The sequence below is a fragment of the Pseudomonas sp. HOU2 genome, assembly GCF_040729435.1.
In the GTDB taxonomy this organism is placed as follows: Bacteria; Pseudomonadota; Gammaproteobacteria; order Pseudomonadales; family Pseudomonadaceae; genus Aquipseudomonas.
The window spans coordinates 3,479,341-3,493,335 of sequence record NZ_CP160398.1 but is presented as its reverse complement, the minus strand read 5'-3'; the positions used below and the strand labels follow the sequence as shown (position 1 = coordinate 3,493,335).

The window sequence follows — 13,995 nt, the reverse complement described above, 5'->3', positions numbered from 1 at the left end:
TCGCAGCCTGCGGCAGCTCCTGCATCGGTTATGCGTACACCCTGTAGGAGCTGCCGAAGGCTGCGATCTTTCATGCGTTGCGCAGCAACTCAAGATTCACAAAGGCATCCTGGGCACATTGCCGAACCCGTTCGCGCAACCAAGGCGAAGCCTCGCGACGCTTGTCTTCGCCATCGGCGACAAAACGCTGGGACGGCTGCTTGGCATGCTGCATCGTCGCCGTCAGCACCTGCTGCCGCTGCTCGGTATTCAAGCGGAAAAACTTCGCCAATCGCCCGGCCATGGCCTCGGGCAATTCGCTGTAGTTCACCAGCTGTCCATCACCCTCACGGCAATGCAGATAAGCCGACGCCAGCAAACGTCCCAACCGTCGTGCGATGAAGTCTTCACTGCCGGTAAACGGCAACCCATCGTCGAGCACACAGTCACCAAGCAGCCCCGGCACCATGTGCACCCCCGGACGGCGCACGTGCGACACGGCAATTTCCAGCGGATCGCGATACACGAACAACCACGGCGTACCGGGAAAGCATGCCTGCAACAGCGGCCATTCGCCGATGTTCCAGGCATCGAGCTTGATCACCAGTCGCTGCTCGACACCGCGTCGTCGTTGACCGTAGGCCGAGAGCAGTCCACTGATCGCTGCCCGCCGCTCCGCTTCGGGCAGCTCACCGCGCAAAAGTGCATCAAGCGGCGGAGGCTCCGAGACTACGATGTGGTCATCGAGCCGCGCGAGCATCTGGCTGATCAATGTCGAACCGCAACGCGAGGCGTGCAGGATAAAGGCACTCGGGGCCAACCCCGGACTTTGCGCTTGCCACTCGGTCAGCACCGACAGCGGTGTCTGCCGGCGAAAAGCCTGATTGAACGGCAACCGCAGCGCCTCTTCGACGGCGTCACGAAAAAAAGGCTGATGCAGCGGCGTGTCAGCAAACCAGCACCAGTCCACTTGCCACTGCCCCGCCACCGACCAGATCCGGATCGGCAGCCAGCCGTCGAAGTTCAGCCTTTCCATTGTTCGTTCCATTGCCGACGACCGTTGCGCATCGCAGCGCGCAGTTCTTCCCGGGAGAATGGCAAGCCGTGTCCGGCGGCCAGCTCCAGAGTGCGCTCGATGAATATTTCGGGGTCCGTCATGTGCTGCAGAGTCGCCGCCAACCCTGCATCACCTGCAACCCGTCGCTGGAATTGCTGTAACGCCGAATCGGCCGGTTGCGTTGCAGGAGTGTCGCGCAAACCTTCGGCGATCTTCTGCGTGAGCCACGCCCCGGGCCGGCAATCGAGCACCAGATGAATCCGCGCGCAGGTATCGAAGTTATCCACCCGATGCGCACGAGCAAGATCGAGAAACCAGCACTCCCCCGCCGCCATCGGCACGCGTTGACCCTCGAGCCAGAAATCCACCGCAGGTGGGCTGAGCAACGGAATATGCAGACGCAGATCGGCATCCGGCCCATCCAGGTCGTAATCACGATGCTCGTGAATGCGCCCGCCCGGCCCCAGACGCAACAGGCGCGCACTGACGATATCCAGCGTCAGTGCGCGCAGCCCCAACCGCCAGCGTTCATCGCGCAGCCAAGGCGTGCGCTGCAGCGTTTCGCCGCGCCCGGGCGATAACTCGGTCAGCGCATCGGCGGCGGAAATCAGTGCCACGCCGCTCCAGTCGCCGGTGAAGTAATCCGTGTTGAAATGGCCGCGCCATGCCTCTTCGGCAATCGTCTGCAGCGCCTGCAACAGCAGCGGCAAGTCCACCGTCACAGGAAGACGCGAGCAGGTCGGGCGGCTCATGCCTTGGGCAACACCGCGCATTCGCCAAGCCAGGTCAGCAGCCGATCCAGACAGGCCTCCACGGTCTGTACGCCGGTGTCGAGCACCAGCGAGGCGTGAGCGGGCGGCTCGTACGGTGCCGAAACCCCGGTGAAACCGGCCATTTCGCCACGCCGTGCGCGGGCGTAATGACCCTTCGGATCGCGCTGCTCGCACACCGCCAGCGATGCGCTGCACCAGACTTCGCGATAGTCCTCACCCAAACGCTGGGCGAACACCTCGCGCAGCTCCAGCAACGGCGCGATCATCGCCAGAATCACGATCTGGCCGTTTTCCACCAGCAGCGCTGCCAGCTCGCTGGCACGGCGGATGTTCTCCAGGCGATCGGCGTCGCTGAACCCCAGATCGCGGTTGAGCCCGACCCGCAAGCCGTCGCCATCGAGCACCACGCTGTGCAATCCACGGGCGAATAGCTCGGCGTGCAGCGCCTGGGCCAGCGTCGATTTGCCCGCCGCCGGCAGACCGGTAAGCAAAATCACCGCACCGCGATGGCCGTTGCGGGCCTCGCGTTGCGAGCGGCTGATGCTGGCGACGGGCGCCAGCAGATTATCGGGCAGCGGCATGCGCCACCACAGGCACCGAAATATCCCCCGACGCCCACGCCGATTCGCGGTTGGCCAACGCCGTAGCGATCGACTGCACTTCGGTGGACTGCACCTGATCCGGCAGCGGATCGAGGCCGGCGCTGGCGAAGATCTGCCCGTAGGCGTTACGCAGATCGGCATACGACAAGTCACGGCGCAGGTCGGCTTGCAGGTTGTTCAGTTCACCCTGAATCAGTTCAAGTTCACCGATGCCGGCGGCCTGATGCCGATTGCGCAACTGGCCGACGATCTGCCCGTCGATGTCCGACAACTGCTGATTGGTCTTGAACTGGCGCAGCGCCTCCTGATAGTTGGCGTTCGCCACATACAGCTGCGCCAGTACCGCGATCGACATCGCCTGCCGCCGGGCGGTGGCGACTTCTTCGCCGGCCTTGGCCACATCGATGGCCGCCGGGGCGGAAATTACGTTGAACAGGTTCCAGGTGACTTTCACCCCGTAGTCGGCCCAACCCTGTTCGACGAGGAACGAGTTGCTGTCGTAATGCCCGCCGGCGGAGAACTCCAGGCCCGGCAGCAGGCGCAACATCGCCTTGCGGGTTTCGGCGGCGCTGATGCGGCTCTGGTAATCCTGTTCGCGCAGTTCCGGGCGGCTGGTCAGGGCTTCCTGCTCAAGCTTGGCCATGGCGACCTTGAGTTCGGGAATCTGATAACCGTCATCGGTCGCCAGCGTCAGGTTGGTCCCCAGCGGCAGGTTGATCAGCGTTGCCAATTCGGTTTTCGCCAGCGACAAGGCGCGGCGCTGTTCTTCCAGTTGTCGCGTGGCTTCGATCAGCGAGCGCTGGTAACCGAGTGCCTGTACCGGGTCGCCGATGCGTTGATCGCTCAGGCTCTGGCTGTCACGCCGGGCGGTGTCGACGCGGGCCATCAGGCTGTCGATCTGCTTGAGCAGACGTTCTGCAGCCATCGCGCGCCAATAGGCCGAGCGTACGTCCTGCACGATGGTGTTGATCACCTTGCGCCGGCGCTCCTGCACGATCAGGCGCTGGTCGCCCTGCTGCTTGGCGCTGATGTAGCTGACGCCGAAGTCGAGGACGTTCCAGACCATGGTCAGGTCGGCGACATCGCGGTCACGGTCCTGCGAGGTCGAGGGTTCCAGGGACTGGGTGCCGGTGCGCACGCTCTGGCTGCTGGAGGCGTTGACGTTGTTGCGCCCGACGTAACCGGCGTCCAGCGCCATGCGCGGCAGCATGTCGAAACTGGCGAGGTCGAGCTGCCGCTTGGCCAGCGCTTCCTCCATGATCTTCAAACGGCCTTCGAGGTTGTATTTCACCGCGCGGGCCATGGCCTGATGCAGGGTCAGCGGGCCACGCAGCGGCTCCTGATCCTTGTACATGCTCTGCAGGTCGGTTTTGGCCCGCTGCTCACTGACGCTGCGTTCGATCGGTTCACTGGTCACTGCACATCCGCTGATCGCCAGCGCCAGCAGGCTGGCGCCGAACAACTTCTGACTTTTCTTCATCCCTGGATCGCCCCTAGGTGCCGCACCGTGTTGAGTAGTTGTGTGTTCAGGCCTGCATTTCGCTGATGCCGACCTGGCGCAATGCCGCTGCCAGGTCGTCGACCCGGTGCTGCTCGCTGTCCTTGAGTTGCTGCAATTGCTGCCCGAGGGTCGGCGCGCCAAATACCCCGCGCAGCCCCTGGGAAATGTCACCGGCCTTGAGCGAGTGACTGCCGAAGGCGTTCAGCGCCTCCCGCTCGGCGCCGTCGTTCTGGTGGAACAGGCTCGACAGCGTACTGCTGGCGAAGACTCCGCCGTCACCGCCGCCGAAACCGAGGAAGCCGTGCCCGCTGCCGTCACCGCTTCCGTCGCTGCTGCTGAACACCTGGGCGATGAAGCTCGGGCTCAAGGCACCGTGGTTGATGAATATGTCCCCCAGCGGCCGGATGCCGTCGCCCAGTACACGCTGCTCGAACAGCGGCGGGAAAGTCAGCGGCGAGCCGAGATTGCCGGTCGGTGGCGTGAACACGAACGGTTGCAACGGCACGTCCGGGGCCGGCGGCGGTGCGACCGGATCGCTGCTGCGGAACAGCGGGTCGGGAATCACCCCATTGGTCGGCGTGGTCGGCACCGTTGGCGGAATAACCGGTGGCACGGTATTGATCACGTAGTTATTGGAGCTGCTGACACCACTGCCGCTGTTGCCGGACAAATCACTGACCCCAGCGCTGTTGACGCTGATCGCATTACTGGTGCTGTTGATGTTGGCGCCCGGGGTCAACGTCGCGGTCCAGGTCTTGCCGCCGTCGCTGCTGCTCAGGTTCGACAAGGTGCCATTGCCGACATTGATGTCACCGAGATCAAACCCGGTCACCGCCTCATTGAAGCTGATGGTCACCTGTGAAGTCTGGCCCACGCCCAGATTCGGATTGGCAACCACCACCGTGGCGGTCGGCCGTTCGCTGTCGAGGGCGTAGTTGTTCGACACCGCCACGGTGCTGCCGGCGTTGCCCGCCAGATCAGTGACGTTGCTGGTGTCCAGCGCGATGAAGTTGCTCGGGTCGGTAACGTTGGCGGTCGGCGTGAAGCTTGCGGTCCAGGTCTTGCCGCCATCGCCGCTGGTCAGATTGCTCAGGTCGCCATTGGTCACGCTCAGGTCGGACAGGTCGAAATTGCTCACCGCCTCGCTGAAGGTGAAGGTCACCGTGGTGGTCTGGCCGATGCCCAGGTGCGGGTTGGCAACCACGATGTCCACCGTCGGCCGGGTTGCATCAAGGATGTAGTTGTTGGAGATGGCGATACTCGCGCCAAGGTTGCCGGCCAGATCCTGAACGCCGGCGGTATCGATCAGAATCAGGTTGGTCGCGTCGTTGACGCCGGCTGTCGGGGTGAAAGTCGCGGTCCAGGTCACGCCACCGTCGCTGCTGCTCAGGTTCGACAGCGCACCGTTGGCGACGCTGATGTCCGACAGGTCAAAACCGCTCACCGCTTCGCTGAAGGTAATAGTCACCGTGGTGGTTTCACCGATGCCCAGGCGATTGTCGGCGACCACGATGCTTGCAGTTGGCAGCGCGGTGTCGATGGCGAAGTTGTTCGAATCGGTAGTACCGACGCCGCTGTTGCCCGACGCGTTGACCACACCGCTGTTGTCGAGGGTGATCAGGTTGCTGGTGTCGGTGATGTTGGCGGTCGGGGTAAATGTCGCCGTCCAGGTGATGCCACCGTCGCTGGATGTCACGTTGCTCAACGTGCCGTTGGCGATGCTCAGGTCAGCGTTGCTGAAACCGCTGACGGCCTCGCTGAAGGTGATGGTCACCGCCGAGGTTTCACCAGCCTTGAGCGCGTTATCGGCGACCACAATGGTCGCCGTCGGCACTTCGGTCTGCACCGCATAGTTGGCCGAATTGGTGATGCCGGTGCCGGCGTTGCCGGCCAGATCGCTCACTCCACTGTTGTTCAGCACGATCAGGTTGGTGGCGTCACTGACGCCGAGGGTCGGCGTGAACGTGGCCGTCCAGGTAACGCCACCGTCGCTCGACGAAACATTGCTCAAGGTGCCGTTGGCGACGCTCAGGTCGGCATTGTCGAATCCGGTTACTGCCTCGCTGAAGGTGATGGTCACCTGCGCAGTTTCTCCGGGGCGCAGATCCGTGTCGGAAAGGATGATGGTCGCCGTCGGGCGCTGACTGTCGACCGCATAGTTGTTGGAGTCGGTGGTACCGCTGCCGGCGTTGCCCGCCAGATCGGCGATACCGGTGTTGTCCAGGGTGATCACATTGCTGGTGTCGGTAATCCCTGCCGCCGGGGTGAAGGTCGCTGTCCAGGTGATGCCGCCGTCGCTGCTGCTGACTGCCGACAACGTGCCGTTGGCGATGGTCAGGTCGGCGTTGGTAAAACCGCTCACCGCTTCGCTGAAGGTGATGGTCACCAGGCTGGTCTGGCCGACGCCGAGTGCGGTGTCAGCCACCACGATGGTGGCGGTCGGGCGCTGAGTGTCAATCGAGTAATTGTTGGAATCGGTGGTGCCGCTGCCGGCGTTGCCCGACAGATTTTGAACACCGGAATTGTCCAGGGTGATCAGGTTGGTCGCGTCGGTGATGTTGCTGGTCGGCGTGAACGTGGCCGTCCAGGTGATGCCGCCGTCGCTGCTGCTGACTGCCGACAACGTGCCGTTGGCAATCGTCAGGTCGGCGTTGGTGAAACCGCTCACCGCTTCGCTGAAGGTGATAGTCACCAGCGAGGTATCACCGACTTTCAGCGCGTTGTCGGCAATGATGATGGTCGCAGTCGGCAGCACGGTGTCGATGGTGTAGTTCGGCGAGCTGGTGGTGCCGGTCCCGCTGTTGCCGGCCAGGTCGGCGATGCCGGTGTTGTTCAGGACAATCAGGTTGGTCGCATCGTTGACGCCCACGTTCGGCGTGAACGTGGCCGTCCAGGTGATGCCGCCGTCACTCGATGAGACGTTGCTCAGCGTTCCGTTGGCGACGCTCAGGTCGGCGTTGGTGAAGCCGGTCACCGCCTCGCTGAAAGTGATGGTGACCAGCGAGGTTTCGCCAGCACTGAGAGTGCTGTCGGAGAGCACGATGGTCGCCGTCGGGCGCTGGCTGTCGACCGCATAGTTGTTGGAATCGGTGGTGCCGCTACCGGCGTTGCCCGCGAGGTCAGCGATGCCGGTGTTGTCCAGGGTGATGATGTTCGTGGTGTCGGTGATCCCCGCCGCCGGCGTGAACGTCGCTGTCCAGGTGAGGCCGCCGTCGCTGCTGCTCACCGCACTCAGCGTGCCGTTGGCGATGGTCAGATCGGCGTTGGTGAAACCAGTCACCGCTTCGCTGAAGGTGATGGTCACCAGGCTGGTCTGGCCGACGCCGAGCGCGGTGTCAGCCACCACGATGGTGGCGGTCGGGCGCTGAGTATCGATCGAATAATTGTTCGAGTCAGTGGTGCCGCTGCCGGCGTTGCCCGACAGGTTTTGAACACCGGAATTGTCCAGGGTGATCAGGTTAGTCGCGTCGGTAATGTTGCTGGTCGGGGTGAACGTGGCCGTCCAGGTGATGCCGCCATCGCTGCTGCTGACCGCGCTCAACGTGCCGTTGGCGATGGTCAGGTCGGCGTTGGTGAAACCGGTGACCGCTTCGCTGAAGGTGATGGTCACCAGCGAGGACTCGCCGATTTTCAGGCTGGGGTCGGACACGATAATGGTTGCAGTCGGCACCACGGTGTCGATGGTGTAGTTGTTGGAGTTGGTCGTGCCGCTGCCGGCGTTGCCCGCGAGGTCGGCGATGCCGGTATTGGCCAGCGTGATCAGGTTGCTCGCGTCGTTGACGCCCACGTTCGGCGTGAAGGTCGCGGTCCAGGTGATGCCGCCGTCGCTGCTGCTCACCGCCGTGAGGGTGCCGTTGGCAACCACGATGTCCGCATTGTTGAAGCCGGTCACCGCTTCACTGAAGGTGAAAGTCACCAGCGTCGTTTCACCGGCCGTGAGGGTGCTGTCGGCTACCACGATGGTCGCGGTCGGGCGCTGGGTGTCGATGGCGTAGTTGTTGGAATCGGTGGTGCCGCTGCCGGCATTGCCCGCCAGGTCGGCGATGCCGGTGTTGTCCAGGGTAATCAGGTTGGTGGTATCGGTGACGCTGGCGCTCGGGGTGAACGTCGCGGTCCAGGTGATACCGCCGTCGCTGCTGCTGACTGCGCTCAGCGTGCCGTTGGCAATGGTCAGATCGGCGTTGGTGAAACCGGTCACCGCTTCGCTGAAGGTGATGGTCACCAGCGAGGTTTCGCCGATTTTCAGAGCGTTGTCAGCCACCACGATGGTTGCGGTCGGGCGCACGGTATCGATGGCGTAGTTGTTGGAGTCGGTGGTGCCGCTGCCGGCGTTGCCGTTCAGATCAGCGATACCGGTATTGTTCAGCGTGATCAGGTTGGTTGCGTCGGTGATGCTGGCGGTCGGTGTAAAGGTCGCCGTCCAGGTAATGCCGCCGTCGCTGCTGCTGACCGCGCTCAGCGTGCCGCTGGCGATGGTCAGGTCAGCGTTGGTGAAGCCGGTCACGGCTTCGCTGAAGGTGATGGTCACCAGCGAGGTTTCGCCGATCCGCAGGTTGTTGTCGGCCACCACGATGGTCGCGGTCGGCCGCGCGGTGTCGATCGCGTAGTTGTTGGAGTTGGTGGTGCCGCTGCCGGCGTTGCCGGCCAGATCGACGACCCCGGTGTTGTCCAGGGTGACCAGGTTGGTGGTGTCGGTGATGCTGTTGGTCGGCGTGAGCGTGGCGGTCCAGGTGATGCCGCCGTCGCTGCTGCTCAGACCGCTCAGAGTGCCGTTGGCCACTGTCAGGTCGGCGGTGGTGAAGCCGCTGACCGCTTCGCTGAAGGTAATGGTCACCAGCGAGGTTTCACCCGCTGCCAGATTGCTGTCGGCGACGACAATGGTCGCGGTTGGCCGCACGGTATCGATCACGTAGTTGGCCGAATCCGTCGTGCCGCTGCCGGCGTTGCCGGCCAGGTCGGCGATCCCGGTGTTGTCCAGAGTGATCAGGTTGGTGGTGTCGGAGATGCTGGCGGTCGGGGTGAACGTTCCGGTCCAGGTGATGCCACCGTCGCTGCTGCTGACTGCCGACAATGTGCCGTTGGCGATGGTCAGGTCGGCGTTGGTGAAACCGCTCACCGCTTCGCTGAAGGTAAAGGTCACCAGCGACGTGTCGCCGATCTTCAACGCCGTGTCGGCCATGACGATGGTCACGGTCGGCCGCGCGGTGTCGATCGCATAGTTGACGGAGCTGGTCGTGCCGACGCCCGCTACGCCGTCGCTGATCGCGGTCACCCCGGTGTTGTCGAGGGTGATCAGGTTGGTGGCGTCGGTGAGGTTGTTGGTCGGGGTGAACGTCGCGGTCCAGGTCAGGCCGCCGTCGCTGCTGCTGACCGCAGTCAGCGTGCCGTTGGCGATGGTCAGGTCGGCGTTGGTAAACCCGGTGACCGCGCGGCTGAAGGTGATGGTCACCAGCGAGGTTTCGCCGATTTTCAGGGCCGTGTCCGACATCACGATGGTTGCGGTGGGCGGTTCCACATAAGCAGTATTGAGTGTGCCGCCATTGTTGTAGATTGCCGCGAAGGCCAACGGTACAGAGCCCGACACGCCGCCGCCCAGTTCTGCGCCGCCGGCGCCGCTGCCCGCTGCGTTACCGCTGATGGCGCTGAAGTTGGAGGCCGTGATCAGCACCGTGCCGCCCTGGTTCCAGATCGCACCGACACCTCGTCCGCCGTCGCCGCCATTGAGGTTGTTGCTGCCCTGGCCGCTGCCGCCACCGCCACCGCCGCCCGCACCGATGTTGTTGCTGATGACCGAGGTGCCGACGATTTTCAAAGTACCAGTCGAGGCGTTGTAAATGCCGCCGGCCGCATTGCCGCCGACGCCGCCAACCTTGTCCCAGCCGGAGCCGCCACCGCCGCCACCAATGGAAATCGTGCCGTTGTTGGCCGTGCCGCCATTGCCGCCGTTGCTGTAATAGGACACGCCCACACCGCCGGCGCCGCCGACCGTGGAACCGCCGCGTCCACCCATGTGCGTGGCGTCGTAGCCACCGCCGTAGCCACCGACGCCACCGCTGCCGGCCTGGCCGCCCAACGTTCCGGTGCCCGGCCCGGCCGTACCGCCATGGCCGCCGCCCTGACCACCAATACCACCGCCGCCGCCACCACCGCCGCCGTAGTTGGCGCCCGTGACACCGCCACCCCCACCACCGCCGGCCGCCGCGTTACCGGTGACCGAAACGTTGTTCAGCGTGAGGATGCCGGCGTTGAAAATCCCGCCGCCCATGGCCCCGGTCGCGCCATAGCCACCATTGCCGCCGTTGCCAGAGACCAGGCCCCGGGTAATCACCAGACCATCGAGAGTCACCGTGCTGCTGGAGGTGATTTCCACCACCCGCGTCCGGTACTGGCCATCGAGGGTGACGTCCGCCACCCCGTCGTTGTTCAGGTCGCCATCGACAGTGATGTTCTTGTTGATCAGCAGTTCCGAGGTGAGCTGCACCGTCATGCCGCTGCTGAAGGTCACGATGTCGCCGTTCTGCGCCGACGCCAGCGCTGCGCGCAACGAGCCGACCCCGGTGTTTGCGTTGTTGGTGGCGGTCCAGGTGGCGAGGCCCCACTGGTATTCGCTCATCGACAGGGTCGACAGCACGTTGGCGCTCTCGATTTTGCCGGTGGCGATCTCCAGATCCCAGTCGCCGCCCACGCCAGTGCGATTGTTCGAGGCAGCCACATCGCGGCCGGTCAGTTGTGCCAGCGAGTCGACGAAACTCAGGCCGCGGTCGCCCTCGGCGGTGTAGCAGCCGTAAATGAGGATGTCGCCGCCGACGTTCATGTCCTTGCCGATGTCCGCCAGCACTGCACTGCGTTGCGCGACGTTGTCCGCCGACAGATAGCTGTTGCCGAGCCACAGGTCACCGGCGTTGCCGTGAGCGATGATCTGCACCGAGCTGACACCCGAGTGCTGGTCGAGATAATCGGCGATCTGCTGCAAGCCGTCCTTGCTTGCATCGAGCTTGACCACTTGCGCGCCGGGAGCAACGCCTTTGAGCAGGCTGTCGGCATCCTTGACCCGGGAATCGACGAACACCACGCTCTGGCCCGGTACGGCGACAGGGCTGGCAGCCGGCGTGGCATCGGCCTGGCCGTGGGTGTCCTTGCTGACCGACGGATGATCGGCCGCAGGTGCCTTGGCCGCATCGGCAGCGGGATGGCTGTCGGCCTGGGCGGCGGTGTCAGCGACAGTCGCCGCGACGGCGCCGTCGAACAGCATGCGCGGTTCCAGCGACATGATCAGCGGCGCAGCCAGCGTCCGTTGGCCCTCGGTTACCCGCGACTTTTGCTTGTTCCACCACATGCTGCTCACCCGGACTCGAACACAGTTGTTGACGCATCAATGAAAAACGCCGCGATCAACTGATCGCGGCGTCGGACTTCATACGAATCACATTGGCAGCACTGGCTGAGCCATCGAGCCAAAAGGACAGATCGGCGTATTGCTTGAACAGATCCGGCGGCAGAATCGTGCGCCGGGACTGCAGGGCGACCTTGGGTTTGACCTTGTGCAGGCCGGCCACGCCCAAGGCCTGGTCGAACTCCGGCGCGTCATAGGCCAGGTGTTCGAAATCGTGCTCGAACCAGGACTCGCCAATGAAATCGTAGACCAGCCGCAGCACGCGCTCCGGGGCCTGGGTCAACAAGTCGTAATCGACGATCAGCAGCGAATCGGCGTGTTCGCCGTAATAGGCTTCCTTGAGCGCCGCCCAGGCAAAACCCACCAGACGATTGCGCTGGGCCAGGGTTTCGCAACGGCTGTAGACGGTGTTGCGCTCGACGGCATCGCCGAACAGCTTGGTGTTTTCGTAAGGATTGGCGCGGTACAACCGTTCCAGGCTGTCCATCACCCAGGCGACATTGCGCACGCAGGCAATGACTTTGGCTTTGGGAAACAGATCGCTGATCGCCGGCAGGCGCGAACTCCACTGCCGGTTGGTGTCGAACACCACCGGTTTGTCAGCCTTGTCGGCGTAGTAGGCATCGAACAGCCCGCGCAGCAGACGCCGGCGCATGTCGGTGTCGATCACCGCGCCGAATTCGCTGCCGGCGCTGCATTGTTCAAGGACACCGGAGAACAGCGCGCCGACCGGGCTGGTCATGCCGGCATGAAAGCGCGGGTTCTGCAGAAGAATCGCAGAAAGAAGGGTAGAACCTGAGCGCGGCAAGCCGGAGATAAAGTGGAACTGCTGCAATCCCTTCACCCTACTTTGTAAGTCCTTTTGTCCGACGAGCGTAGTCCAACAATACCCTTTCGACTAGTAGTGTTTTGATATCAAAATAGAGCAAAACGGACTATTAAAACCATTTTTAATCGCGAAATAACAGGTGAACCGTTTTAGTCATTTCGCCGCCGTCCCGTTAGCCGTCGTCAACGAAAAAAGTCGCGCATTCGCGCCGCCGGCGTGGGTCTGATCACGCAACTGCCAGGTGGTCGGCAAGGGTCGGAACGGATCGGGCACGTCCACGTCCAGATCGCCGATCAACCAGACGCGAGCACTGCCCTTGGGCAGGTCATCGAGTCGATCCAGATAGACCTCCTCGGACACCAGGGTGCCGAAACCGTAGTGATTGGGACGCGTCGAACGGCCATCGGCGGCGGGCGGGGTAAACAGCCGCACCTGAGCGTCAGTGCGGTTGTAGTAGACATAACTGAGATACCAGAGCATGTCGCTGGTGACGATGCGGTCACCGCTGACGAAATGCCGGTTGATGTAATCGACCATGACGTTGAACTGATCGTGCGGATCGACCGTGGCGTTGGTGTTTACGCCCACCAGTTCAACCCCGACCAATGACACCAGGATCGCCACTGCCAGCACACGAGCGCGGTGGTACAAGCGGTCGATGGCCAGCGCTGCCAGCATCGGCAATCCCAGCGCGTAGGCTGTCAGGTAACGCTCGATGAACACCGGGCTGATGAAGGACACCGCGAACACCAGCAACAATGGCATACCGGTGTAAAGCGCCAGCAGGACGCTGCCATGGTTCACGCTGCGGTCGCGGGCCACGGCCACGCCCGCCAGCGCCAGCAGGGCCAGCGGTACGCCGCAGAACAGCAGCAACGGCAGATGCTCGCCTTCGTCCTGGATCAGCCAGAGCCAGATCATCGACGGCAGCGAGGACAGGGTCACCGGATCTTCCCAGCCCACATCGCCACCGACCTTGAGTTCTTCCATGTGTTGCGTCAGATCAAGCAGATTCGGCAACCACGGCAGGTAGAGCACGACGATGGCCAGATTGGCCAGCCACCAGTCCTTGCGCTGGATATGCCGCAGGCGATAGCCCGGCAGCAGGCGAATCAGTCCCAGGTACAGCCAATGGCTCAGCGCCGCCAGCACGGCGAAGTAGTGGGTGTACAACGCGGCGCTCATCAGCAATGCATAGATCAGCAGATACCGGCGGCGCTGCGGGCGCCTGACCCAACAGATCAGCGCCAGTGTCGTACCGATCAGGAGCAGGCCGAGCAGCGAATACATGCGCACTTCCTGGCTGTAGCGCACCGCCGTCGGCAGCAACGCCAGCAGCACCCCGGCAATGATCGCGGCGCGGCGGGTGGCCAGCCGATCGACCAGGCACACCCCCAGCCCGACCGTGGCAATGCCGGCCAGCGCGCTGAGGCTGCGGATCGACAGAATCGTGTCACCGAACAACCCGATCCAGCCGTGCAGCAACATAAAGTAAAACGGCGGATGCACGTCGAACGCCGCGTGCTCCCAGATACCACTGAGCGAATAGTTCGCCAGCAACAGGCTTGAGCCTTCGTCGCCCCAGATCGCGGCGGCGGTCAGGTCATAAAAACGCACCACCGTCGCCAACAACAGAATGGGGATCAGCCACTGCTGGCGAGCCCAGCGCCATAAACGCCGGACACCGGCATTCGGTGCGGCAAACGGGTCCTGGGTATCCCCCAGCGGAGTCTCGCGACGCGCTTCCATCAACCTTCCCTTACAGATTTACCGAGTAAAAACCAGCGCCACTCGTTGCGCACACTGTAGGCCAGAGTCGAAGTCGATGCGCGGCCACGACGACGTCCGGCAAGTCCGCCGA

Annotated in this window: 7 protein-coding genes; all 7 read right to left on the bottom strand. The window is 63.4% G+C overall.

Annotated elements, in window-relative coordinates:
* Positions 1-70: 70 nt before the first annotated feature.
* The 7 genes from ABV589_RS15700 to ABV589_RS15670 all read right to left on the bottom strand — a co-directional run bounded on the left by ABV589_RS15700 (position 71) and on the right by ABV589_RS15670 (position 13,883).
* On the bottom strand, positions 71-1,015 hold the full coding sequence (locus ABV589_RS15700; RefSeq protein ID WP_367082375.1) for a sulfotransferase family protein: 945 nt from the start codon (positions 1,013-1,015) through the stop codon (positions 71-73).
* Entirely contained in the window at positions 1,003-1,788 is a 786-nt protein-coding gene (locus ABV589_RS15695; RefSeq protein WP_367086205.1) for an aspartyl/asparaginyl beta-hydroxylase domain-containing protein, read from the bottom strand. The genes ABV589_RS15700 and ABV589_RS15695 overlap by 13 nt, the downstream gene beginning before the upstream one ends.
* Positions 1,785-2,390 (bottom strand): adenylyl-sulfate kinase, encoded by a 606-nt coding sequence (gene cysC, locus ABV589_RS15690; protein WP_367082373.1) that lies wholly within the window; start codon positions 2,388-2,390, stop codon positions 1,785-1,787. The genes ABV589_RS15695 and cysC overlap by 4 nt, the downstream gene beginning before the upstream one ends.
* Positions 2,374-3,891, bottom strand: coding sequence for a TolC family protein (locus ABV589_RS15685; RefSeq protein ID WP_139053652.1), 1,518 nt, complete (start codon positions 3,889-3,891; stop codon positions 2,374-2,376). Before ABV589_RS15685 ends, cysC begins: the two co-directional genes overlap by 17 nt.
* A 46-nt stretch (positions 3,892-3,937) precedes the next feature.
* Entirely contained in the window at positions 3,938-11,248 is a 7,311-nt protein-coding gene (locus ABV589_RS15680) for an Ig-like domain-containing protein (protein ID WP_367082371.1), read from the bottom strand.
* A gap of 55 nt (positions 11,249-11,303) precedes the next feature.
* Entirely contained in the window at positions 11,304-12,149 is an 846-nt protein-coding gene (locus tag ABV589_RS15675) for a sulfotransferase (RefSeq protein ID WP_367082370.1), read from the bottom strand.
* A 138-nt stretch (positions 12,150-12,287) separates the two neighbouring features.
* Positions 12,288-13,883 carry a glycosyltransferase family 39 protein gene (locus ABV589_RS15670; RefSeq protein ID WP_367082368.1) on the bottom strand — a complete coding sequence of 532 codons (1,596 nt, stop codon included), beginning with the start codon at positions 13,881-13,883 and terminating at the stop codon, positions 12,288-12,290.
* Positions 13,884-13,995 lie beyond the last annotated feature (112 nt).

What these genes read in the sequence shown, in the direction of transcription:
- ABV589_RS15700 (WP_367082375.1), bottom strand. Translation starts at nt 1,015, where the DNA reads ATGGAAAGGCTGAACTTCGACGGCTGGCTGCCGATCCGGATCTGGTCG.
- ABV589_RS15695 (WP_367086205.1), bottom strand. Translation starts at nt 1,788, where the DNA reads ATGAGCCGCCCGACCTGCTCGCGTCTTCCTGTGACGGTGGACTTGCCG.
- cysC (WP_367082373.1), bottom strand. Translation starts at nt 2,390, where the DNA reads ATGCCGCTGCCCGATAATCTGCTGGCGCCCGTCGCCAGCATCAGCCGC.
- ABV589_RS15685 (WP_139053652.1), bottom strand. Translation starts at nt 3,891, where the DNA reads ATGAAGAAAAGTCAGAAGTTGTTCGGCGCCAGCCTGCTGGCGCTGGCG.
- ABV589_RS15680 (WP_367082371.1), bottom strand. Translation starts at nt 11,248, where the DNA reads ATGTGGTGGAACAAGCAAAAGTCGCGGGTAACCGAGGGCCAACGGACG.
- ABV589_RS15670 (WP_367082368.1), bottom strand. Translation starts at nt 13,883, where the DNA reads ATGGAAGCGCGTCGCGAGACTCCGCTGGGGGATACCCAGGACCCGTTT.